The following is a 21860-nucleotide window of genomic DNA, read 5'->3' as shown; positions in this document are numbered from 1 at the left end:
CACCACAACCCCTGCCACCCAGCGAGAGCCGAGATGCCTGAGCCTGTCAGTCCCCCGCCCCTGCCCCTCACCTGGCGGCCGGTCAGGGCGAGATTCGTGGCGTACGGCTTCGCGGCTCTCGTCGTGGTCGGCGCGGTCGTGATGGCCGTCCTCATCGCGGAGCCGTTCCAGCTCCCCGACAAGATCGCGATCGTGGCCTTCGGCTGCGCCGTCGCCTGGGTGCTGCACCGGCTCGGCCGGGTCAGGGTCGAGGCGGACGAGGAGGGCATCACCCTGGTCAACGCGCTGCGCACGCACCGCTACACCTGGCCGGAGGTGCTCGACGTCACCCTGCTCGAGGGCGACCCGTGGCCGAAGATCGACTTCTCGGACGGCATGACGGTGGGCGCGATGGGCATCCAGGGCAGCGAGAAGGCCCGCGCCCGCCGCGCCACCGCCGAACTGGCCGCGCTCATCAGGGCCAAGGGCGAGGCCCGGGAGTAGGCGCCGCTCGGCGGCCAGGGTCGCGCGGGAGTAAGCGCCGGCCCAGGGACAGCCCGCTCGCCGGTCAGGACCGCGCGGGGTAGGCGCCGGCCCAGGGATAGCCCGCTCGGCGGCCAGAACCGCGCGGGGTAGGCGTCAGTCCAGGGCCCAGGCCCGCTCGGCGGCCAGGACCGCGCGGGGGTAGGCGTCAGTCCAGGGCCCAGGCCCGCTCGGCGGCCAGGACCCTGGCGACCTCGGCGGGGAGCGCGTCGCGGACCTCGACGACGCCGTTCTCCTCGCGCAGCACGGTCACGATGCCGGTCACCAGCTGCCGCCTGCGCAGCGCGTCCAGCGCCCGCACCTCGCGCTCGGCGGTCAGCGTCTCGGGCGCCGGGTGCCGCTCGGGCTCGGATCCCGGCGCGGCCTGCCCGTGCTCGGCGAGAGCCACCGGCTCGTGCGCCGCGGGACCGGCGGCGTAGGGGGTCGTCCGTGGCTCGTGCGCCCCGGGAGCGGCGGCGTAGGAGGTTGTCTGCCGCTCGGGTGACGCGGGACCGGCGGCGAAAGGGGTCATCTGCGGATCAGGTGACGCGGGACCGGCGGCGTAGGGGGCTGGCTGCGGCTCGGGTGAGGCGGCGACGGCGGCGTACGGCGTCGCCTCGCGCTCCGGCGACGGAAGGTCGGCGGCGAGCGGAACGGCCGGGACCGGGTCGGCGGCGGGGGAGGCGATCGGGCGCCACTGCCACAGCCGGTAGCTCAGGCCGGGGTGCGGCCGCTCGACCAGCTCGCCGAACGACAGCTGGATGGTCGGCAGGCCGTCCGGGTTCAGCCGCCTGGCCATCGCCACCGAACTGCGCAGCTCGTTGAGGTACCGGCTGCGGTTGCCCTCGTCGGTGTCGAGCAGCCAGGTCGGCGGGCGGGTCATCAGCCGCTGCCGCAGGTCGCCGAGCAGTTCGGCCAGCCTCACCTCGTGCTCGTGGTCCAGCGGCCACTCCTCCTCCGCCTTCGGCGGGGCGGGCGGCAGGGGCGCCTCGGCCGAGCCGAGCACCCTGGTCGAGACCCAGTCGTGCAGCGAGGACCTGGCCTCGACCGTCTCCACCGGCTTGGCGTCGCCGTCCAGGCCGTCGGGACGCAGGTGGAGCGCGGGGTCGAAGACGTCCCTGATCGGCCAGAAGCGCAGCAGCCGCTCGGCGTTGTGGGCGTACAGGTGCAGGCCGTACTCGAAGAAGGCCGGGCCGATCAGCACGCTGCGCCCCGAGCCGGCGAACATGTACGGCGTGACGGCCACGACCCCCGTCTCCGCCACGCAGCGGGCGTCGGCCACGAGCTTGCCGTGCCCCTCCCACGGTGGCGGCGGGCCGTCCCAGACCTCCACCCTGACGCGGCTGTGCTCGGCACTCGCGTAGAGGTAGATCTGGCGGTCGAGTTCGGCCATGTGAACCCGGGTGTCGACGCCCTGGAGCCCGCTCACGCCGCGCAGCATGAACTGCCCGTAGGTGAGGGGGACCTCGTCGTCCAAGGTGTCCAGCAGGTGGGCCATGCGCGTACTCCGGATTTCACAGTGGGGATCGGATGAATGTACCGGAATTCAGGGAGTTTGGCCTGACCGGGGCCCCTGTTGGAACATTTCTGGAACATGAGAAGACGGGGCGGCCCCGGTGCGGGGCGCCCCGTCTTCCGCTGTGGACGGGTGTGTGGAGAGGGCGGGTCAGGCGATGGCGGGCTCGCCGGAGGCGCGCGGCGTGCTCGCCGGAGCCGACTCGAGCGGCTGCGGGGGCGCGTTGAGCACCGCCTCGTCGAGGCGACCCTCGCCGCGCGCCACCAGGACCGGCACCACGATCTGTCCCGCGACGTTGGTCGCCGTGCGGATCATGTCGAGGATCGGGTCGATGGCCAGCAGCAGGCCGACGCCCTCCAGCGGCAGACCCAGCGTGCTCAGCGTCAGCGTCAGCATGACGATCGCGCCGGTCAGGCCGGCCGTCGCGGCCGAGCCGACCACGGAGACGAACGCGATGAGCAGGTACTCACCGATGCCCAGCGGGACGTTGAAGACCTGCGCCACGAAGATCGCGGCCAGCGCCGGGTAGATCGAGGCGCAGCCGTCCATCTTGGTGGTCGCGCCGAACGGCACCGCGAAGGAGGCGTAGTCGCGGTCGACGCCCAGGCGCTCGATCGTGACCTTCTGCGTCAGCGGCAGCGTGCCGACCGAGGAACGGGAGACGAAGGCCAGCTCGATCGCGGGCCACGCGTTGCGGAAGAAGGTGATCGGGTTGACCTTGCCGACGACGGCGAGCAGGGTCGGGTAGACGGCCAGCAGGACGATGAAGCAGCCGACGTAGACGCCGAGGCTGAACTTGGCCAGCGGCGCGAGCAGGTCCCACCCGTAGGTGGCGACCGACTTGCCGATCAGGCCCGCGGTGCCGATGGGCGCCAGGCGGATGACCCACCACAGCGCCTTCTGGACCAGCTCCAGGACCGAGCGGCTGAAGGCGAGGAACGGCTCGGCCTTCTCCCCGACCGCCATGGCCGCCGCGCCGAGGACGATCCCCAGGAAGACGATCTGGAGGACGTTGAGCTCGGTGAACGCCGTGACGATGTTCGTCGGGATGATGCCGGTGAGGAAGTCGACCCAGGTGCCGACGCTCTCGGGGGCCTTGGCGCCGGCGGTGCTCAGGGTGACGCCCTGGCCGGGGTTGAGGATCAGGCCCAGGCCGATGCCGATGATGACGGCGATCAGCGCGGTGGTGAGGAACCAGAACAGCGTCTTGCCCGCCAGCCTGGCCGCGCCGTTGACGTTGCGCAGGTTGGCGACGCTGACCACCACCGCGGTGAACACCAGCGGCGGCACGGCCAGCTTGAGCAGCTGGACGAAGATCTTTCCGACTTCGGTGAGGGTGTTGGCCAGCCAGGCCAGGTCCCAGACGCGGGCGGCGAAGCCGAGGGCCACGCCGACGACCAGACCCAGCAGCAACTGCAGGGAGAACGAGAATCTCTTCACGATGAGGAAGGCTCCGAAAGACGGCATGCCGAAATGGCGGCACGCGGAAGGGGGGTGGGTGAGGGGGTCGGGCGATCGAGCGCTCGTCAGAGCGCGATCAGCGACAGAGGGAGCCGGTCAGACGACAGAGATCGATGTGCAGCCGCTCAACGAGCCACACATACAGGACAGAAAACCTCACGAGATCAGTAAACCGTAATGAATCGGACAGTATTCCGACTGTAGAAGTGATCTACCTCACAACGCAACCCCTTGTGAGGGGAGGAGTTGATACCAGGCTCGCGCGTGCCAGGCGGCCTCCCGCAGGCCGGCAGCGCGCCAGGGACATGGCAGATCCGCCCGACGGCAGGAGCCGGGGCGTCCTTGCTCGTCGCGGGCGCGCTCAGCCGGCCGTGGCGGTGGTGATCTGGACGGACAGCTCGTTGGTGGCCGTGTAGGCGGCACGGGCGAACGCGTCTCCTACGAGGTGCCGGGGGTAGAGGTCCACCGCCCTCCGGTCGGCGATGTCGTCGCAGAAGCGGCCCAGCCGGATGGGACCGCCCCGTTCCGCCGGGCACAGGTACAGATCCCACGTCTCCTGCTCCTCCCGCCGCGCCGCCACCAGCCGCTCGTACGGCACCGAGCAGGTGAACCGGCCGTCGAGGTAACTCTGGGCGGGCAGGACCACCTCTCCTTGGGCCGCCTCGCCCGGGCCCCGCGCCGTACCGCGGCGCAGGGCGAGCAGGGTCAGCGGGCCCTGCGGCAGGTTCACCAGCAGCCCGTGGACGGTGAGCCTGGTGGGGGCGGACAGCAGGTCCGTGACCTCGGCGTGCGTCGTCCGGACGTGGACGGCGATCGACAGCTCGCCCTTCTCGGTGGCGTAGGGCGTCCACGTCTCCAGCGGCCGGTGCCGGTCGGGCAGGGCGTTGACCAGCACGCGCGTGTCGCACAGGCCCGCGACGAGGCGCCGCAGCCGCTGGCCGGGCCGGGAGAGGTAGGCATCCCAGCGGCCCTCGGCGAGGCGGTTGCCGGCGCGCTCGAGACAGGTCTGTCCGGCGGCGTCCAGCGGCAGTGTGATCGCGCTCGTCGAGCCGCGCCGGCGCAGCCGCACCGACCAGTTCGCGGCGTTCCTGGGCGGCAGGCAGCCGTCGGCGAGGCGGATCGTCAGGCCGCCGTCAGCGTGCGCCAGGCAGTGGGCGACGATGGGCTCGTCCGTCCCGCGTGACCGCCCCGCCCCGGCTGACGAGAGCGCCGGCGCGCCGAGCCTCGCCAGCCACCGCCTACCCCGCGACGGCAGCGACCGGGCGCGCGTGAGGATGCCCGTCCCGCCCGGCTGGGTCCGCGGCCCGCCGCGTGGCGCTCGCACGTGCTCGGCGAACAGCCGCTCGTAGCGCAGGGCCACCTCGGCGGGATCGAACCTGCGCGCGCTGCTCAGCGCCGCCGCCCCCATCGCGCGGCGCAACGGCTCGTCGTCGATGAGCCGCAGCAGCGCGTCGGCCATCGCCGAGGGCGCCGCCTCGCGCACCAGCAGCCCGTCGACGCCGTCCTCGATGATCTCGCCGGGACCGAACGGGCAGTCGACGCTGACGACCGGAACCCCGCACCGCATGGCCTCGACGATGGTCATGCCGAACGACTCCAGCTTCGACGACACCGCCGCGATCGAGCCCTTCGCCCACTCGGTCTCGATGGGGGAGCGCGCGCCCATGAGGAGGGCACGGCCGTTGAGCCCGAGATCGTCGATCAGCTCCTGGAGCGGCTCGGCCTCCGTGCCCTTGCCGTACAGGCGCAGGCTCCACTCGGGCCGCTGCGCGGCCACCTTGGCGAAGGACTCGATCAGCAGCTCGTACCGCTTGACCGGGGTCAGCCGCCCGGCCGCGACGATCACCTTGGTGTCGAGCGTGGCCGGCTCGATCCCCGGATCGGGGACCCCGTTGGGTATCGACACCACGCTCGTCCGCGTCAGGGGCATCTTGGCCCGGTAGACGGCCGCGTCGCCCTCCGACATGGTCACCAGCACGTCGAGCGCCGCACAGTGCTCGCGCAGCTCGGCGAGCGTTTCGGGGCTCTGCCCGTCGTGGATCAGGTGTTCCTGGCCGACCTTCAGGTAGCGGTCGGTGCCGTACCGGGCCAGGTAGGCGATCAGGCCGGGACGGGTCGCGACGACCACGTCGGCGTCGCAGGCGGCCAGGTAGGCCGCCATGCGCTCGTCGGTCAGCAGCGAGCAGCGCGCGTAGCCCTTGGCCTCACCCTTGGTGTAGCCGGCCGACGGCTGCGCGTGGCGCGGGTCCGCGCCCGCGAAGGCAGGCGAGTCGGCGCGCAGGTCCACCAGGTCGCGGACGGCGACGCGGCGGTCGAGGGCGAACGCCGGGTCGCCGGCGGTCCGCAGCAGGCTGACGATCTCGACCTTGTGTCGTTCGGCCAGCGCTCCGGCGAGGTTGACGGTGGACCGGATGGTCCCGCCGATTCCGTACAGGTTCTGGATCAGAAAGACGATCTTCATCGGTCTCCCATCGCCGCTGAGCTGCCGCCGGAGGACTGTCCCCGGTGCGACGGCTCGCCCATCGTGCCCGCCTCGGCCGGTTCCGCCGCGCAGGCCGGGCAAGGTATGACGCGGCCTTGGCGAGGGCTTGACACCCTGATGCGCGCGGCATGCCGATCTGGGGCCTCCGGCAAGGACGTCCCCGCACATCGGAAAGTCGGCGGGGCGGCGTCCTCAGGGGCGGGACGATCGGGCGGTCACCGGGAGTGTGCGCGCGGCGGGCGGGGGCCGCCGCGCGAGGGAGGGGCCGCGCCGTGAAGAGAGCCGTGACCGCGCTGGTGTGCTGCGGGAGCCTGCTGGCGGGCCCGGTCGCCGGACCGGCCACCGCCACGAGCGGCCCTGTGACGAGCGGCCCTGTGACGAGCGGCACCGTGGCGCGGGGCGCCACGGCGTGCTCCCGTACCACGCTGGTCTCGGTCGCGCACCAGGACGACGACCTGCTGTTCGTCAATCCCGCCATCGCCGGCGACCACGACGCGGGCGCCTGCCTGCGGGTGGTGTACCTGACGGCGGGGGACGACGGGCGCGTGGACGACTACGTGCGCAGCAGGGAGGACGGCGTGCGCGCGGCCTACGCCGTCATGGCGGGCGCGGCCGACGCCTGGCGGCGCTCCGACCTGCGCGTGGGCGGGCGCTCCATCCGTGCCTTCACCCTGGACCGCCCGCCTGCCGGTCGCGGTGAGATCCAGCTGCTGTTCCTCGGCCTGCCCGACGGCCACCCCCGGGGGCGGGGAAGCGCGAGCCAGGGACGGCAGAGCCTGCTCAAGCTGTTCCGCGGCGACATCGACCGCATCTCCACGGTCGACGGCACCGCCCGCTACGACGCGGCGGCGCTGGTCGCGACCCTGCGCCGGCTGATCGAGCGCTTCCGGCCGGACACGATCCGCACGCTCGACCACCACAGCACCCGGCTCGGGTTCAGCCTCACCGAGCCGGTGGACCACAGCGACCACGCGGTGACCGCGCGCTACACGCTGCTGGCCGCCCGGCAGGCCATGGCCGCCACGCCCGGCCTGCGGCCCGCCGTCGTCTTCTACCGCGCCTACGGCATCTCGGCGCTGCCCCCCAACCTCACCCCCGCCGAGCAGGCCCGCAAGAGCGCGGTCTTCGCCGCCTACGCCAGGCACGTGTACTGCAGGCCGGGCGTCTGCCCCGCCCCGCCCGCCACGCTGGCGGCCGGCGACCGCGACTGGGTCGCCCGGCAGTACCGGCGGGAGGCCCCGGTCCCCGCGCCGGGCGCGATCGTCTCGTGGATGGGCGCCACCAGCACCCCCAACGACGACACGGCCACCGCTCGCTGCCTTGAGGCGGGGCCGGGGCGCGGTGCCGTACGGACGCATGCCTGCGCGGGGAGCCCCGCCCAGGGGTGGTACGTGCTGGGCGCGAGCCTGCGCAGCGCCCTGACCGGGCGCTGCCTGTCGGCGGGCCGGGTGCCGGTCATGGACGACTGCGACGGCGGACGGGACCAGCGCTGGAACCTCTCGCCGACCGGCCGGATCGGCACGGCGGCGGGCTGCCTGCACCAGGACGACCTGCTGGCCCGCCACGCCCGGCTGCGGGTCGTCCCCTGCGACGGCAGGCGACCCGAGCAGCGCTGGTCCCACGGGGAGCTGGAGGCTAGGCGGCCAGCTCCCTGACCTTCTCCAGCAGCCTGATGCGCTCCTCATGGGTGCGGCCGAGCGGGGTGACGTTCAGCGTGGTCACGCCGGAGTCCTTCATGGCCTGCACGCGGTCGCGGACGAAGCCCTCCGAGCCGATGAGCGACATCCGCTCCAGCAGCTCCTGCGGGACCAGCGCCTCGGCCTCCTTCTTGTTGCCCGCCAGGTAGAGCTCCTGGATCTGCTCGGCCTCCTTCTCGTAGCCGTAGCGGCGGGCCAGCTCGTTGTAGAAGTTCTTGCCCTTGGCGCCCATGCCGCCGATGTACAGCGCGGCCATCGACCGGCCGAGCTGCAGCAGGCTCTCGCCGTCCTCGCCGATGTAGAGGGCGGCCTGCGCGATGACGTCGAGCTCGCCCAGCGAGGCGTCACGCTTGGCCTTGCCCGCCGCCAGCGAGGGGCCCCACACGTCGGCGGCCTTCTCCGGCATGTAGAAGATCGGCTCCCAGCCCTCGGCGACCTCGGCGGTCAGCTCGACGTTCTTCGGGCCGATGGCGGCCACCACGATCGGGATGCGGGAGCGCACCGGGTGGTTGATCAGCTTGAGCGGCTTGCCGAGCCCGGTGCCCCTGTCGGCGGGCAGCGGGAGCGTGTAGTGCCTGCCCTCGTAGGTGAGCCGCTCGCGCTCCCACACCTTGCGGCAGATCTCGATGACCTCGCGGGTACGGCCCAGCGGAGCGGTGTACGGCACGCCGTGGAAGCCCTCGATCACCTGCGGTCCCGAAGCGCCGAGACCGAGGGTGAACCGGCCGTCGGAGACGTAGTCCATGCCCGCCGCGGTCATCGCCAGCAGGGTCGGCGTGCGCGAGTAGATCGGCAGGATGCCGGAGGCGATCTCCAGGCGCTCGGTCTTGGCCGCGATGTAGCCCATCTGGCTCACGGCGTCGAAGGAGTAGGCCTCGGCCACGAAGACGATGTCGAGCCCGGCCTTCTCGTAGTCGGCCAGCTCGGCGACCGTCTCCTTGAAACCGCCCGAGTAGTTGAGCGCCATCCCGATCCGCATGCCCGAACTCCCTAGTAACCGAACTATGTTCGGCCTCAGGTTAGCGCCTCGCGTGCGGCCCGGCGAGCGCCTACCCTGGTCACCCCAGGGGGCGAGAGGAGCGGTGTGCTGAAGCGTGCGGTGATCGCGGGGGCGATTCTGATCGCGGCGATGCTGGCGGGTCACCGCCTGATCCCAGCACTCGGGGGATTCACCCCCATATTGGAGAGCCTGCTGCCGTGGCTGGGGCTGGCCGTCCCGCTGCTGCTGCTCGCGGCGCTGCTGGCCCGCTCGAGGGCCGCCGCGCTCGCCGTGCTGCTGCCGGCGCTGGTGTGGGCGGTGATGTTCGGCTCCGACGTGCTGCGCTCCGCGCCCGGAGGCGACAGCGACCTGTCCGTCGCGACGGTCAACGTGGGTGTCCGCAACAACGCCTCCGGTTCGGCGGTGCGCGCCATCGCCGACGACGTGGACCTGATCGCGGCGCAGGAGCTGACGCCCGGCGGCCCCGCGGCCAAGGCGCTCAACGCGATCTACAAGTACCGCAGGAGCGTCAGCACGATCGGCGTGTGGAGCAGGTTCCCCCTGGGCAAGCCCGAGTTCTTCGACGTCGGCCTCGGGTGGGAGCGGGCGCTGCGCACCGTGGTCAGGACGCCGGAGGGCGACGTCACCGTCTACGTGATGCACCTGGCCTCGGCCAGGCCCGGGCACACCGCCACGCGCGACCGGACGCTCGAGGAGGCGCGCAAGCTGATCACGGCCGACCGGAGCGAGCGCATCCTGCTGCTCGGCGACCTCAACACCGCCACCGACGACCGGGGGCTCGGCAACCTGGCGCCGCCGCTGCTGAACGCCCAGGAGGAGGCGGGGGAGGGGTTCGGCTTCACCTGGCCGTCGAGCTTCCCGATCACCAGACCCGACCACATCCTCTACAAGGGGATGACGGCGACCAGGACAGGGGTGGCGCCGGCCACGGGCAGCGACCACCGCGCCGCGACGGCCTCCTTCCGCCTCTGACCTCACGCGCCCCGGGGGCGGCCTCAGCCGGTGCGGGGCGTCAGGGCGGCCAGGTCCTCCGGGGTGTCGATGTCGCGCGGGTCGCCCGGCACCTCCACCTCGGTCACCAGTTCGGGGTGCGCCCGCATGAACGCCCGCGCCCCCACGTCGCCCACCGCCAGCTCGGCCACCCGCGCCACGTGGGCCGCGGAGACCAGCACCGGGTTGCGCCGCCGCCCGCCGTACGTGGCGACCGCGACCTCCGCCCCGCTGCCGATCAGCGCCCGCACCGCGTCGGGCGTCACGAACGGCTGGTCCACCAGCGCGATCACCACGCCCTTCGCGTCGGCGGGCAGCGCGGCCAGCCCCACCCTGAGCGAGGAGCCCATGCCGGTGCGCCAGTCGGGATTGCGCACCACGACCGCGCCGCGCACCTGGACGGTGGCCGCGCCCAGCACGACGATCACCGGGTGACAGCCGCCCTCGTGCAGCAGCCGTACCCCGCGATCGACCAGCCGCTCGCCCTCGAACTCCAGCAGCGCCTTCGGCATGCCCAGACGCGACCCCTGGCCCGCGGCCAGCAGCAGGCCCACCACCCCAGTCATCAGACCTCCCCATGGATGCGGCCGCCGGTCTCGCTGAGCGGCCGTCCGCTCCCACCCCAGCGCAGCTGGATCAGTTCCGCCATCACCGACACGGCGGTCTCCTCCGGCGTCCTGGCACCCAGGTCCAGGCCGATGGGGGAGCGCAGCCTGGCCAGCTCCTCCTCGTTCATGCCCGCCGCGCGCAGCCGGGCCAGCCGGTCGTCGTGGGTACGGCGCGAGCCCATCGCCCCCACGTAGGCCGCCTTGGTGCGCAGCGCCACCTCCAGCAGCGGCACGTCGAACTTCGGGTCGTGGGTGAGCACGCAGATCACCGTCCGCTCGTCGACGTGGGTGGCGGCCAGATAGTCGTGCGGCCACTTGACGACGACCTCGTCGGCCTCGGGGAAGCGCTTGGCGGTGGCGAAGATCGGCCTGGCGTCGCACACGGTCACGTGGTAGCCGAGGAACTTGCCCAGGCGCGCGACGGCGGCGGCGAAGTCGATGGCGCCGAAGACGAGCATGCGCGGCGGCGGGGCGAAGCACTGCACGAACACCGACAGGTCGTCAAGGCGGCGCTCGCCGTGCTCGCCGTAGTGCCTGACGCCGGTCAGGCCCTGGGCCAGCATGCCGCGCACGTCGTCGTCCACGGCTTCGTCCAGCCGCCCGAGGCCGAGCGAGCCGGTGGCCCTGCCGGGCCAGACGACCCGTCGCTTGCCGATGACCCCGGGCCCCGCCACGATCGTCGCCACCGCGACGGGCTCGTGCGCGGCCACCGAGGCGACGATCTCGCCCAGCTCGGGATAGGTCTCGATGGAGACCGGCTCGACGAGGACGTCGATGATGCCGCCGCAGGTCAGTCCGACGGCGAAGGCGTCGTCGTCGCTCACGCCGTACCGCTGGAGCACGGGCGTCTCGACCTGGCCGGCCAGCTCGAACACCGCGCCCTCGACGCAGCCGCCCGAGACGCTGCCCACCACCTCGTCGCCGCGCACCGCCATGGCCGCGCCCGGCGGCCTTGGCGCGCTGGAGAAGGTGCTCACCACCGTCGCCAGCCCGAACCGCAGGCCGGACTCCCACCACCGCATGATCTCAGGCAGGACGTCGCGCATGGGAAAGCCTCCCGGACAGATCCTCGAAGGCGGCCAGGCTGTGTCCTGCCACCAGGTCGTCGATGTACGGCAGCGCCGCCTGCATCCCGCCGGTGAGCGGCTGGTAGTCCGCGTGGCCCTTGTGCGGGTTCACCCAGATCACCCGGTGCGCCTGGCGGGCCAGCCTGGCCATCTGCTCGCCGAGCAGCGTGGGATCGCCGCGCTCCCAGCCGTCGGAGGCGACGACCACGATGGCGCCGCGCATGCTCCTGCGGGCCAGCAGCTCGCGCAGCTCCTCGCCGAGCCTGGTGCCGCCGCTCCAGTCGGGGATCGCCTTCGACACCTCCGCCAGCGCGGTGCCGGGATCGCGGTGGCGCAGCTCGACGGTGATCGGCGTCAGCCGCGTGCCGACCGAGTAGACCTGCGTCACCCGCGGCTCGGTCCGCACCAGCGCGTGCGCGAACCGCAGCAGCGTCTCGGCGTAGGGGGTCATCGAGCCGCTCACGTCCACCAGCAGCACCACCCTGCGCGGCCTGGTGGTGTGGCGCCGGTAGCGCAGCCGCGCCACCTCGCCCTTCCTGAGCGCGTCGCGGATGGTCCTGCGCTGGTCCAGCCTGCCCCGGTGCGCGGCCACCAGCCTGCGCGAGCGCCGCCGCTCCCGGTGGTCGCGCAGCAGCGCCAGCATCTGGTGCACCTCGGCACGCTCGGCCTCCGTCAGCCTGGCCACGTCGCGATGGCGCAGCACCTCGGCCCTGCTGGCCGTCGCCGTCGCCGCCGGCTCCTCGCCCTCGCCGCTCTCGCCGTCGCCTCCCGCCAGGTACCTGGTGACCGGCTTGGCCGGGGTACGGCCCGGCGCCGCCCGGTGGCCGCCGAAGTAGGCGGCGAAGCACCTGTCGTACCTGGGCAGGTCGTCGGGCGAGGCGCACAGCGTCAGCCGGCCCGCCCAGTAGACGTCGTCGCCGCGGGTGACGTCCAGCTCGTCGAGGGCCTTCAGGAGGTTCTGGGTGCGCTCGTGGTCGGCCGCGACGCCGGCCGCCCGCAGGGTCCTGGCGAAGCCGGTCATGGTGGCGGCCAGGTCACGCACGGGTCAGCACCCCGCTCTTGAGCACGCTCTCCACGTCCTCCCGGTACTTCAGCGCCGCGCCGAGCGTCGCCGCGGCCAGGCCGGGGTCGAGGTCGCGGGCGCCGAGCGTCAGCAGCGCCTCCGTCCAGTCGAGCGTCTCGGCGATGCCCGGCGGCTTGACCAGGTCCTGCGCGCGCAGCCGCGCCGCCGTCCTGGCCACCTGGGCGGCCAGCGACTCGGTGCACTCCGGCAGCCTGCGCAGCAGGATGGCCACCTCCCTGTCGAAGCTCGGGTGCTCCAGCCAGTGGTAGAGGCAGCGGCGCTTGAGCGCGTCGTGCACCTCTCGCGTGCGGTTGGAGGTGACGACGACCACCGGGGGACGCTCGGCCCTGATCGTGCCGAGCTCGGGGATGGAGATCGTGAAGTCGGACAGCACCTCGAGCAGGAACGCCTCGAACTCGTCGTCGGCCCGGTCGATCTCGTCCACGAGCAGGACGGAGGGCTGCGTCTCGACGGCCCGCAGCAGCGGGCGGGCGATGAGGAAGCGCCGGTCGTAGATCTCGCCCTCGAGCCTGCTCGCGTCGGTGATCCCCGCCGCCTCGGCCGCCTTCAGGTGGAGGAGCTGGCGGGCGAAGTCCCAGTCGTAGAGCGCCTGGGCGGCGTCCAGCCCCTCGTAGCACTGCAGGCGGATCAGCGGGGCGCGCAGCAGCTCGGCCAGGGTCTTGGCCAGCTCGGTCTTGCCGACGCCCGCCTCGCCCTCCAGGAACAGCGGGCGCCCCATCCGCAGCGCCAGGAAGGCGGCCGTCGCCAGACCCTCGTCGGCGAGATACGCGTGCTGGTCGAGGAGTTCGGCCAGTTTTCCTGGTGACTCGATGTTCATCGCGTTGATTGTCCGTCGCGGCAGACCCTAGGGCTAGGAAGGGACGTGCAGATTCTCCAGGGATACCCGGCCGCGGGCCGTTCGACGCCCCGGATCCCGCCTGCCCCACCTCGGCCCGCCCGAACCCGATATTTCGCTGTTCGCCGTGGAACGGTGGGCTTCTTCGATTAGATTGATCATGGACAGACTGGACAGGCAGGGGGTTCTCCAGTGACCGACAGCGCGCGGGACCGGCTCGACAGGATCGACTCCAGCGTGCCGCACCCGGCACGCGTGTGGGACTACTGGCTGGGCGGCAAGGACAACTACGAGGCCGACCGGGCCGTCGGTGACGAGATCCTCAAGGTCATGCCCGACCTCGTGGTCGTCGCCAGGGCCGACAGGCAGTTCCTCGGCCGTGCCGTACGGCACCTGGTCGACGCCGGCATCCGGCAGTTCCTCGACGTCGGCACCGGCGTGCCCACCGCCGACAACACCCACCAGGTGGCGCAGCGGGCCGCGCCCGAGTCGCGCATCGTCTACGTCGACAACGACCCGATCGTGCTCGCCCACGCGCGCGCCCTGCTCTACAGCACTCCCGAGGGCGCGACCGACTACCTCGACGCCGACCTGCGCGACCCCGAGACGATCCTGCGCGGCGCGGCCAAGACCCTCGACTTCTCCCGGCCGATCGCGCTGATGGTGCTCGGCGTGCTGGAGTTCCTTCCCGACGACGAGCAGGTCCGCGCCGCGCTGTCGACGCTCTTCGACGCCATGCCGGCCGGCAGCTACCTGGTCGTCTCGCACAGCGTCCACAGCCCCTCGATGGACGAGGCGGCCGCCCGGTGGAACGCCAGCGGCGCGACCGAGATCAGACTGCGCACCCCCGAGCACCTGCGGACGCTGTTCGACGGCATGGAACTGGTCGCGCCCGGCGTGGTCTCGCTGCCGCGCTGGCACCCCGACGCGGCCACCGAGTACACCGACCGCGAGGTCCACCAGTACGGCGGGCTCGGCCGCAAGCGCTGAGCGGCGCCGCCCCGCCGTACCCGGGAAGGGAGGCGGGAGCGGCGCCACCGGCGACGGGAAGATCAGTCCCTGGACATCAGCGTCAGCGCGTAGAACGCGATCGCGGCGAAGTCGTCGGCCGGCTCGGAGGCCTGCCACGAGCGCACGTCGTCGACGAACCTGCTGCCCCTGCCGGTGAACTGCTCGTAGCGGTCCACCCCGTCGGCGGGGCACTTGGCCATCTCCTCGAAGTGGTCGCCGAGGCCGTCGTCGAACAGGGAGGCGGCGTTCGGCCCGTTGACGACCGCGCCCGTCGCCGGACGGCCGGTCAGGTTGGAGATCTGGTAGTGCGGGCAGGAGATCGAGTTGTCGCCGACGCCCTGCACGAACGACACGCCCCACGGGTTGGCGCCGAGGGCCCAGCCGCGCTGCTGGGTGCCGAAGGCGTCGTAGCCGCGGTCGCCCGTCACCGAGCGGTACAGCCGGGAGGTGGCGGCCAGGCCGAAGGCGTGCGGCACCGAGTCGAAGGCGTCGTAGGCCGCGCCCGCCCTGAACGGGTCCTTCGCCGCCCTGGCGGCGCCGATCTCCAGCTGCGCCTTGAGATCGGCGACCAGCGCGCCCTTGATCGGGGCGCCCGCCCTGATCAGGTCGGCGTGCGCGAGGGCGCTGACGTCGTAGAGGTTGAGCGTGTCGCCGGTGTCCTTGGCGATGTACTCGGTGGCCCAGTGCTGGGCCTGCTCCAGCCACTGGGCGGCCCTGGGGTCACCGAGCCGCTGCGCGGCCAGCGCCAGCTCGGCCCCGCCCAGCTCCATATCGTCGCGCCAGACGCTCTCGGGGTAGAAGGCGTGCGGGAGCGAGGTCACCAGCCGGCCCACGTCGGTGGTCTTGGCCATGGCGTAGATCTCGGCGGCCTTGTCGAGCCAGGACTGGGCGCGCTTCCTGTCCGGTTCGACCTGGGCGGCCAGCGCGAAGGCCGCCGCCGTACGGCCGGCCAGGTTGGGGCTGATCGGCTCGCCGGGCGGGGCGGCTCGGAAGACCGGCCGGTTGCGGATGTACTTCTCGCGGGAGGAGTCGTCGGTCTCGGGCAGGCGCCAGATGTCGTGGTCGCCGACGAACGTGCCCTCGGCGTTGCCGGCGCCGACGCCGACCTGGATGTAGAGGGTCCTGGTCGTCCCGTCCCACATCTTGTCCAGGTACTTCAGGCCGTGCAGCGCCTCCGACTTCAGGCGCGGATCGACGACCGGCCCGCCGTCCCTCCTGGCCGCCCACAGCAGCGTGTCGACGTAGGCCAGGATGTGGGTGAACTTCAGGTAGTCACCGGCGTCGAACCAGCCGCCCTCGACGTCGACGGGTCCGCCGATCCTGGTCAGCTCGCCCTTGATCTGGTCGGTGTCGGGGCCGGTGAAGGCCGGCCAGTCGTAGACCTGGGCGGCGCGGTCGTTGGCGTGCCGCCTGCCGCCGTCGCGCTGGCCGCCGAAGAACGTCACGATCTTCGAGGCGGGCAGCGCCAGGGCGGCTGACGGGGCGATCGTGAACTCGGCGGAGGTCAGGCCGCCCGAGGTGATCCGGTAGCTGCCCGGTTTCCTGAGCCTGGTGAGGTCGAGGTCGTAGACGTGGCGGTAGGCGGCGTTCCACGCGCCGAGGTCGCGGCCGGCCGTACCGTTCAGCACCGGCCTGCCCCTGGCGTCGATCACGGTGAAGGGGGCGGGCCGCCCGCCGGTCATCAGGTAGGCGTGCTTGGCCTCGTCCGGTGCGAACCCGACCTGGTCGACGCGGATGTGCCCGGTGACCTTCGCGCCGGCCTGCGCGGCGGGCCCGGTAGTCTGCTCGGCGGCGTGCATGGTCGGGGCTCCTGTCAGCGCCAGGGCGAGGGCTAAGACGATCCGCATCGACTGCTCCACGAGTTAGTAAACCTTCCTAACCTTCAAGTCTGGACCGTAGCTGGCCGCGGCGAACGTGGTCAATACTTGGTGAAATGACCATCGATTTCGCCCGGCGCCGAGCCACCCTCGCCGCGCTGCTGGCAGGCGTCGACGCCATTCTCGTCACGAAGCCGGTCAACGTCCGCTACCTCACCGGGCTGGACAGCTCCAACGCCGCCGTCCTGGTCCGCGCGGACGGCACCGCCAGGCTCGCCACCGACTCCCGCTACATCGAGATGACCCGCGACCTGGACGTCGAGACCGTCGAGGCCACCGACGTCGCAGGCGAGCTGGCCGCGCCCGGCGTCGGCATCGAGGCCGCGCACATGACGGTGGCGACCTTCAACCGGCTGGGCGAGGGCCTCGTCCCGCTGGAGCCGCTGGTCGAACGCCTGCGGATGGTCAAGGACGACGAGGAGATCGAGCTGCTGCGGACCGCCTGCGCGATCTCCGACCAGGCCTTCGCCGACATCAGGGAATGCATCAGGCCGGGAGTGAGCGAGCGCGAGGTCGCCCGCGTCCTCGAGGCCCGCATGGTCGAACTCGGCGCCGACAAGCCCGCCTTCGAGTCGATCGTGGCCGGCGGGGAGAACGGCTCCATCCCGCACCACTCGCCGACCGACCGCGAACTGCGCACCGGCGACCTGGTCACCCTCGACTTCGGCGCCCTCTACCGCGGCTACCACGCCGACATGACCCGCACCGTCGCCCTCGGCAGGGTCGACGACTGGCAGCGCGAGATCTACGACCTCGTCCGCGACGCCCAGCGCGCGGGACGCGAGGCGGTGCGCCCCGGCGCCGAGGCCGCCGGGATCGACGCCGCCTCCCGATCGGTCATCGAGCGGGCGGGACACGCCGAACACTTCCGCCACGGCCTCGGCCACGGGGTTGGCCTGGAGATCCACGAGGAGCCGTTCCTGGGCCCTTCGCGGACCGGTAGACTAGAGGATCGAGTTCCGATCACCGTCGAGCCTGGGGTCTACCTCCAGGGCAGGGGCGGGGTTCGCATCGAGGACACGCTCGTGACGCGTGAAGGCGGAGCGGAACTTTTGACGAAGACGACCAAGGAGCTGCTCGTCCTGTAAGAGCGGCCGCATCCGGGAGTAACGAGTGGCGACGACCAACGACCTCAAGAACGGCATGGTGCTGAAGCTCGACGGCGGTGAGCTCTGGGCCGTTGTGGAGTTCCAGCACGTCAAGCCGGGCAAGGGCGGTGCGTTCGTGCGCACCAAGCTCAAGAACGTCCTGTCCGGCAAGGTCGTCGACAAGACCTTCAACGCCGGTGTGAAGGTCGACGTGGCCAACGTCGACAAGCGCGAGATGCAGTTCTCCTACAAGGACGGCGACGACTTCGTCTTCATGGACACCGAGACCTACGACATGGTCAACGTGCCCGCCAAGACCGTCGGCGACGCCGCCAACTACATGCTCGAGAACACGCTGGCCACCGTGGCCTTCAACGAGGGCTCCGCGCTCTACGTCGACCTGCCCGCCGCGGTCGAGCTGCTGATCGCCAACACCGAGCCGGGCCTGCAGGGCGACCGTTCCACCGGCGGCACCAAGCCCGCCACGCTGGAGACCGGCGCCGAGATCAAGGTCCCGCTGTTCATCACGACGGGCGAGAAGGTCAAGGTCGACACCCGCAGCGGCGAATACCTCGGCCGGGCCTGAGTGTCCGCGCGAGGCAAAGCACGCAGGCGGGCGCTCGACATCCTCTTCGAGGCCGAGCTCCGCGGTGAGGACGCGCTGAAGATCCTCGCCGAGCGCGTTGACCGGCGGGAGCCGCCGGTCAACGAGTACACCTCGGCGATCGTCGAGGGCGTCGCCCGGCACTCCCGGCGCATCGACGAGCTGATCACGACCTACGCCGAGGGGTGGACTCTCGAGCGCATGCCCGCCGTCGACCGCAACCTCCTGCGTGGCGGCACCTACGAGCTGCTCTGGATGCCCGACGTGCCGGAGGGCGTGGTGATCAGCGAGTGGGTGCACCTGGCGTCCGAGCTGTCCACGGACGAGTCGCCGCAGTTCATCAACGGTCTGCTGGCCCGTTTCAAGCAGCTCAAGCCCAGCCTCACGCTCTGACCCCGGCCCTCGCTCCCGGCACCGGCCGCCCACTTCCCGGTACGGCCGGCGCTTTCCGGCACGCCCACCGGCCGGGGCGACCCGTGACCTCCTGAGCGGCGGAGACCTCCCCAGCGGACCGGCCACCACGGCCGCCCGTTGGGTCTCTCCGGCGGGACGGGTTCGGTCTGGACGCCCGAACCCCGCGCGGCCCCCGGGGCCTTCCCCGCGTCGGAAGCGCCCGTGCCGGTGGGTGGTGTCCGGGCCGCCGTGCCGTACAGGATGGGTCGCATGGTGACCGAGGACGACGTGCGGCGGATCGCGCTGGGGCTGCCGGAGACCACCGAACGCCTCATGTACGGCACGCCCGCCTTCTACGTCAAGGCCAGGTGGTTCGCGCGGATCAGGGAGGAGGGCGACGTCCTGGCCCTGCCGGTGGCCTCCGAGGAGCACAAACGCGAGCTGGTCGCCGCGGATCCCGACGCCTTCTTCACCCTCCCGCACTACGACGGCCACGCGGTCGTGCTGGTGCGCTTCGCCGCCGTCGAGGCGGCGGAGCTGGCCGAGCTCCTCACCGACGCCTGGCGGCTGCGCGCGCCCAGGCGCGTCCTGGCGGCCTTCGACGGCCGGGGAGCGTGACGGGCCCGCCCCGTGCCCGCATCCGGACGTTACCTCCTCGTGATCTCGTATGCTCACCCGGCTCGGGACGGCGTAGGCTGGCCCCAGCCGCGACGGCCGCTCATGGCCGTCACGCGCGGGGACCACGGGCAAGGAAAGAACGCGTTCGGGGACGCAGCGGGCACACCGTCGTTCACGGGCGCGGCGAAACGAGGAGGCGAGCCGACGTTGCGTGCGGAGAGCATCACCAAGCAGGCGACCCCGGCGGTGCGCACCGCCGTCGTCTGGGACGCGCTGCGGGCGGTGCTGGCCGCGCGGGCGAGCCAGACCGGCCGCGCGCGGCTCGACATCGTCGACGCGGGCGGCGGCACCGGCGGCTTCGCCGTACCGCTCGCCGAGCTCGGTCACGCGGTGACCGTCGTCGACCCGAGCCCCGACTCGCTGTTCGCCCTGGAGCGCAGGGCCGCCGAGCGGGGGGTCGGCGTGCGGGCGCTCCAGGGTGACGCCGCCGACCTCGGCGACCTCCTGCCGCGCGACAGCGCCGACCTGGTGCTGTGCCACAGCGTGCTGGAGTACGTCGAGGACCCGCTCTCGGCGCTGACCGCGGTCTCGGGCCTGCTGCGCTCCGGCGGTGTCGTGAGCGTGCTGGCGGCCAACCCGGTGGCCGGCGCCATCCACCGCGCGCTGGCCGGGCACTTCGACGAGGCCAGGGCGGCCCTGGACGACCCGATGGGGCGCTGGGGCGACCGTGACCCCACCCCGCGCAGGTTCGCCGCCCAGACGCTGGCCGAGCTCCTCGCGGCGACCGGGTTCGCGGTGGACGAGGTCCACGGGGTGCGGGTCTTCGCCGACCTGGTGCCCAGCCGCCTGGTCGACGGGGAGCCGGGCGCCGCCGAGGCGCTGGTCGCGCTGGAGCAGGCTGCCGCCACCCATCCCGTCCTGCGTGACATCGCCACGCAGTTGCACGTCCTGGGTCACAAGTGATGACCCGCCCCCTCGACCGGGTCCCGGCCCCCGGGCGCGGCGTCTGCCGCAACGGCGCCAGGACGGTTGTCGAACGCGCGTTCGGGTAGAATCACGTCGTGTCGCGCAAGCAGATCACCGGAGTCGGCCCCGTCGCCAGGATCGGGGCCGACGACAGCGGCTGCCCCATCCTCCACGTCGACATGGACGCCTTCTTCGCCAGCGTCGAGCTCCTCGAGCGTCCCGAGCTCCGCGGCCGCCCGGTGATCGTCGGCTCGCCCGCCGGGCGCGGCGTCGTCCTCAGCGCGACCTACGAGGCCAGGCAGTACGGCGTGCACTCGGCCATGCCGATGAGCAGGGCCCGCCGCCTGTGCCCGCAGGCCACGATCATCCCGCCCAGCCACGGCAAGTACACCGAGGTCTCCAGGGGCGTGATGGAGATCTTCCACGCGATCACGCCGCTCGTGGAGCCGATCGCCTCCGACGAGGCCTTCCTCGACGTGGGCGGCGCCCGGCGCAGGCTCGGCTCGCCCGCCGACATCGCCGCCAGGATCCGCGCCGAGGTACGGGAGCGCTTCGGCATCACCTGCTCGGTCGGCGTGGCCGGCAGCAAGTTCGTCGCCAAGCTGGCCTCCAAGCAGTGCAAGCCCGACGGCCTGCTCGTGGTGCCGGCCGACCGCGTGGTCGACTTCCTGCATCCGCTGCCCGTCAGCGCGCTGTGGGGCGTGGGGGAGCGCACCGAGCAGGCGCTGGTGCGCCTGGGCATCAGGAGCGTGGGCGACCTGGCCAGGGTCCCGCCCGCCACGCTGCAGCGCGAGCTCGGCCACGCGGCCGGCACCCATCTGGCGGCGCTGGCGTGGGGCAGGGACGAGCGCGCCGTCACCGCCCACGTGCCCGACAAGAGCGTCGGCGCGGAGGAGACGTTCGCGGCGGACGTCGACGACCCCGAGGTGATCAGGCGCGAACTGCTGCGCCTTTCCGAACGGGTCGCCGCGCGTGTGCGTGCGGGCGGCCATGTGGGCAGAACTGTGAGCGTGAAGCTGCGCCGGGCCGACTTCTCCACGATCACGCGTTCGCGGACGCTGCGGGAGCCGACGGACGTGGCGCAGGAGATCTACACGACGGCCTGCGAGCTCTACGCCGCCGCCGGGCTCGAGCGGATCAGGCTGCGCCTCGTGGGTGTCAGGCTGGAGAATCTGAGACCGGCCGACTCCGCCGCCCACCAGCTCAGCCTGGGGGAGAAGGAGACGGGGTGGCGGGAGGCCGAACGAGCGATGGACAAGGCGATCAGAAGATTCGGCCCCGATGCGGTGGTCCCGGCTTCACTAGTCAGAGGACGGCTTGATGAAATGGAGGCATGACGCCCGATGTCGCGACATCTCGGACGGTGGGGGAGAATGGACATGTTTAGAGCCATGACGTCACCTCCGGTTTGGTCTACGTTGGACGTTTTCTTTCGCCTACGTCTACAGCCTCGTATTCTGGGGATAACCGACCGCGAGGTCCGGACACCCCGTGTCGTCCGTTGCCGTCTTCCCCGAAATGGGGCCGTCCTTGGGAGGCGCCGTGCCGCTCTCTGAGCACGAGCAGCGCTTGCTCGACCAGATCGAGCAGGCCCTCTACGCCGAGGACCCGAAGTGGGCCAATACCGTTCGGATCAGCGATCCGCGCAGCCATTACAAGCGGCGCCTGGTCAAAGCCTCCATCGGCTTTGCGCTGGGCATCGTCCTGCTGATGGTCGGCGTCGTGATCAACCAGATCCCGCTCGGCGTCGGCGGTTTCGTGGTCATGCTCGCCGCGTGTCTGTGGGGCCTGTCCAGTTGGAAGCGCATGAACGGGTTCGGTGACTCCGGTGGATCAGGATCCGGCGTCAGGACGCCGGGCAAGAGCCAGCGCCGGGGCAACCGCGGAAGCTTCATGGAACGCATGGAAGAGCGTTGGCGCCGTCGCCACGACGAGCGCTGAGCCGATAGACCGACAGACCTCGTGCGGCCGCTCCTGTGTGGTGCGGGCCCACGGGTGACTGGTGCGGAGCTCCAGCGGGCGGCCCCCGTCCCGATCCAGAATTTCACCACCCCGTAGAAAA

At 72.1% G+C, this 21860-nt stretch carries 21 protein-coding genes; 11 read left to right on the top strand and 10 right to left on the bottom strand.

Features of this window, described 5'->3' with window-relative positions:
- The first annotated feature begins 33 nt into the window (after positions 1–33).
- Positions 34–483 carry a PH domain-containing protein gene (locus ACWEVS_RS21830; RefSeq protein ID WP_354910262.1) on the top strand — a complete coding sequence of 150 codons (450 nt, stop codon included), beginning with the start codon at positions 34–36 and terminating at the stop codon, positions 481–483.
- Positions 484–670: 187 nt separating this feature from the next.
- Here ACWEVS_RS21830 and ACWEVS_RS21825 read toward each other — a convergent pair whose 3' ends face one another.
- The 4 genes from ACWEVS_RS21825 to ACWEVS_RS21810 all read right to left on the bottom strand — a co-directional run bounded on the left by ACWEVS_RS21825 (position 671) and on the right by ACWEVS_RS21810 (position 5939).
- Positions 671–1999, bottom strand: coding sequence for a hypothetical protein (locus ACWEVS_RS21825; protein WP_452553012.1), 1329 nt, complete (start codon positions 1997–1999; stop codon positions 671–673).
- Positions 2000–2167: 168 nt separating this feature from the next.
- A complete protein-coding gene (locus tag ACWEVS_RS21820; protein ID WP_452553010.1) occupies positions 2168–3457 on the bottom strand; it encodes a dicarboxylate/amino acid:cation symporter in 1290 nt (429 codons plus the stop codon).
- Between the two features lie 97 nt (positions 3458–3554).
- Complete coding sequence (locus ACWEVS_RS21815) at positions 3555–3617, bottom strand: putative leader peptide (RefSeq protein ID WP_350655493.1); 63 nt, start codon at positions 3615–3617, stop codon at positions 3555–3557.
- Between the two features lie 222 nt (positions 3618–3839).
- Positions 3840–5939 (bottom strand): glycosyltransferase family 4 protein, encoded by a 2100-nt coding sequence (locus ACWEVS_RS21810; protein WP_452553008.1) that lies wholly within the window; start codon positions 5937–5939, stop codon positions 3840–3842.
- Between the two features lie 293 nt (positions 5940–6232).
- Between ACWEVS_RS21810 and ACWEVS_RS21805 the strand changes: the two genes are divergently transcribed.
- Positions 6233–7615, top strand: coding sequence for a PIG-L family deacetylase (locus ACWEVS_RS21805; RefSeq protein WP_452553006.1), 1383 nt, complete (start codon positions 6233–6235; stop codon positions 7613–7615).
- Here the strand turns inward: ACWEVS_RS21805 and ACWEVS_RS21800 are convergent.
- The gene (locus ACWEVS_RS21800) at positions 7596–8636 is read right to left on the bottom strand and encodes an LLM class F420-dependent oxidoreductase (protein ID WP_354910275.1); all 1041 of its coding nucleotides are present in this window, start codon (positions 8634–8636) and stop codon (positions 7596–7598) included. The genes ACWEVS_RS21805 and ACWEVS_RS21800 overlap by 20 nt on opposite strands.
- 105 nt (positions 8637–8741) lie before the next feature.
- On the opposite strand from ACWEVS_RS21800, the gene ACWEVS_RS21795 reads away from it, so the two are divergent.
- Complete coding sequence (locus ACWEVS_RS21795) at positions 8742–9629, top strand: endonuclease/exonuclease/phosphatase family protein (protein WP_452553004.1); 888 nt, start codon at positions 8742–8744, stop codon at positions 9627–9629.
- A 23-nt stretch (positions 9630–9652) separates the two neighbouring features.
- Here the strand turns inward: ACWEVS_RS21795 and ACWEVS_RS21790 are convergent, their stop codons facing one another.
- From ACWEVS_RS21790 to ACWEVS_RS21775, 4 genes are read right to left on the bottom strand one after another with little or no spacing between them, the layout of a single operon-like run.
- Positions 9653–10213, bottom strand: a complete 561-nt coding sequence (locus ACWEVS_RS21790) for a nucleotidyltransferase family protein (RefSeq protein WP_452553002.1) — start codon at positions 10211–10213, stop codon at positions 9653–9655.
- Positions 10213–11301: an XdhC family protein gene (locus ACWEVS_RS21785; RefSeq protein ID WP_449921046.1), complete on the bottom strand. Its 1089-nt coding sequence runs from the start codon at positions 11299–11301 to the stop codon at positions 10213–10215. The genes ACWEVS_RS21790 and ACWEVS_RS21785 overlap by 1 nt, the downstream gene beginning before the upstream one ends.
- Complete coding sequence (locus ACWEVS_RS21780) at positions 11282–12364, bottom strand: vWA domain-containing protein (RefSeq protein ID WP_449921043.1); 1083 nt, start codon at positions 12362–12364, stop codon at positions 11282–11284. The genes ACWEVS_RS21785 and ACWEVS_RS21780 overlap by 20 nt, the downstream gene beginning before the upstream one ends.
- A complete protein-coding gene (locus tag ACWEVS_RS21775; RefSeq protein ID WP_449921040.1) occupies positions 12357–13223 on the bottom strand; it encodes an AAA family ATPase in 867 nt (288 codons plus the stop codon). Before ACWEVS_RS21775 ends, ACWEVS_RS21780 begins: the two co-directional genes overlap by 8 nt.
- A gap of 210 nt (positions 13224–13433) precedes the next feature.
- Between ACWEVS_RS21775 and ACWEVS_RS21770 the strand changes: the two genes are divergently transcribed.
- Complete coding sequence (locus tag ACWEVS_RS21770) at positions 13434–14231, top strand: SAM-dependent methyltransferase (protein WP_354910292.1); 798 nt, start codon at positions 13434–13436, stop codon at positions 14229–14231.
- 62 nt (positions 14232–14293) lie between these two features.
- On the opposite strand, the gene ACWEVS_RS21765 is transcribed toward ACWEVS_RS21770, so the two are convergent.
- A complete protein-coding gene (locus ACWEVS_RS21765) occupies positions 14294–16099 on the bottom strand; it encodes a glycoside hydrolase family 9 protein (protein ID WP_449921037.1) in 1806 nt (601 codons plus the stop codon).
- Positions 16100–16185: 86 nt separating this feature from the next.
- On the opposite strand from ACWEVS_RS21765, the gene ACWEVS_RS21760 reads away from it, so the two are divergent.
- The 7 genes from ACWEVS_RS21760 (at position 16186) to ACWEVS_RS21730 (ending at position 21739) form a co-directional block, all read left to right on the top strand.
- Positions 16186–17217 (top strand): M24 family metallopeptidase, encoded by a 1032-nt coding sequence (locus ACWEVS_RS21760; protein WP_449921034.1) that lies wholly within the window; start codon positions 16186–16188, stop codon positions 17215–17217.
- Positions 17218–17242: 25 nt separating this feature from the next.
- Positions 17243–17803, top strand: coding sequence for an elongation factor P (gene efp, locus ACWEVS_RS21755; protein ID WP_354910299.1), 561 nt, complete (start codon positions 17243–17245; stop codon positions 17801–17803).
- Positions 17804–18214, top strand: a complete 411-nt coding sequence (gene nusB / locus ACWEVS_RS21750; protein ID WP_354910301.1) for a transcription antitermination factor NusB — start codon at positions 17804–17806, stop codon at positions 18212–18214. It abuts the gene before it with no gap.
- Between the two features lie 270 nt (positions 18215–18484).
- Positions 18485–18832 carry an MmcQ/YjbR family DNA-binding protein gene (locus tag ACWEVS_RS21745; protein ID WP_449921030.1) on the top strand — a complete coding sequence of 116 codons (348 nt, stop codon included), beginning with the start codon at positions 18485–18487 and terminating at the stop codon, positions 18830–18832.
- Between the two features lie 207 nt (positions 18833–19039).
- Positions 19040–19795 (top strand): methyltransferase, encoded by a 756-nt coding sequence (locus tag ACWEVS_RS21740; RefSeq protein ID WP_449921028.1) that lies wholly within the window; start codon positions 19040–19042, stop codon positions 19793–19795.
- A 98-nt stretch (positions 19796–19893) separates the two neighbouring features.
- Positions 19894–21135: a DNA polymerase IV gene (gene dinB / locus ACWEVS_RS21735; protein WP_354910305.1), complete on the top strand. Its 1242-nt coding sequence runs from the start codon at positions 19894–19896 to the stop codon at positions 21133–21135.
- 205 nt (positions 21136–21340) lie between these two features.
- The gene (locus ACWEVS_RS21730) at positions 21341–21739 is read left to right on the top strand and encodes a DUF3040 domain-containing protein (RefSeq protein WP_449921025.1); all 399 of its coding nucleotides are present in this window, start codon (positions 21341–21343) and stop codon (positions 21737–21739) included.
- Positions 21740–21860: the final 121 nt, after the last annotated feature.

The sequence above is a fragment of the Nonomuraea sp. NPDC003754 genome, from assembly GCF_053605785.1.
Note: the sequence above shows the minus strand (reverse complement) of the source record. Positions and strands in the feature narration are given on the sequence as shown.

What these genes read in the sequence shown, in the direction of transcription:
- ACWEVS_RS21800 (WP_354910275.1), bottom strand. Translation starts at nt 8,636, where the DNA reads ATGCGGATCGGGATGGCGCTCAACTACTCGGGCGGTTTCAAGGAGACG.
- ACWEVS_RS21765 (WP_449921037.1), bottom strand. Translation starts at nt 16,099, where the DNA reads ATGCGGATCGTCTTAGCCCTCGCCCTGGCGCTGACAGGAGCCCCGACC.
- ACWEVS_RS21775 (WP_449921040.1), bottom strand. Translation starts at nt 13,223, where the DNA reads ATGAACATCGAGTCACCAGGAAAACTGGCCGAACTCCTCGACCAGCAC.
- ACWEVS_RS21825 (WP_452553012.1), bottom strand. Translation starts at nt 1,999, where the DNA reads ATGGCCCACCTGCTGGACACCTTGGACGACGAGGTCCCCCTCACCTAC.
- ACWEVS_RS21810 (WP_452553008.1), bottom strand. Translation starts at nt 5,939, where the DNA reads ATGAAGATCGTCTTTCTGATCCAGAACCTGTACGGAATCGGCGGGACC.
- ACWEVS_RS21760 (WP_449921034.1), top strand. Translation starts at nt 16,186, where the DNA reads ATGACCATCGATTTCGCCCGGCGCCGAGCCACCCTCGCCGCGCTGCTG.
- ACWEVS_RS21830 (WP_354910262.1), top strand. Translation starts at nt 34, where the DNA reads ATGCCTGAGCCTGTCAGTCCCCCGCCCCTGCCCCTCACCTGGCGGCCG.
- ACWEVS_RS21785 (WP_449921046.1), bottom strand. Translation starts at nt 11,301, where the DNA reads ATGCGCGACGTCCTGCCTGAGATCATGCGGTGGTGGGAGTCCGGCCTG.
- ACWEVS_RS21745 (WP_449921030.1), top strand. Translation starts at nt 18,485, where the DNA reads ATGGTGACCGAGGACGACGTGCGGCGGATCGCGCTGGGGCTGCCGGAG.
- ACWEVS_RS21790 (WP_452553002.1), bottom strand. Translation starts at nt 10,213, where the DNA reads ATGACTGGGGTGGTGGGCCTGCTGCTGGCCGCGGGCCAGGGGTCGCGT.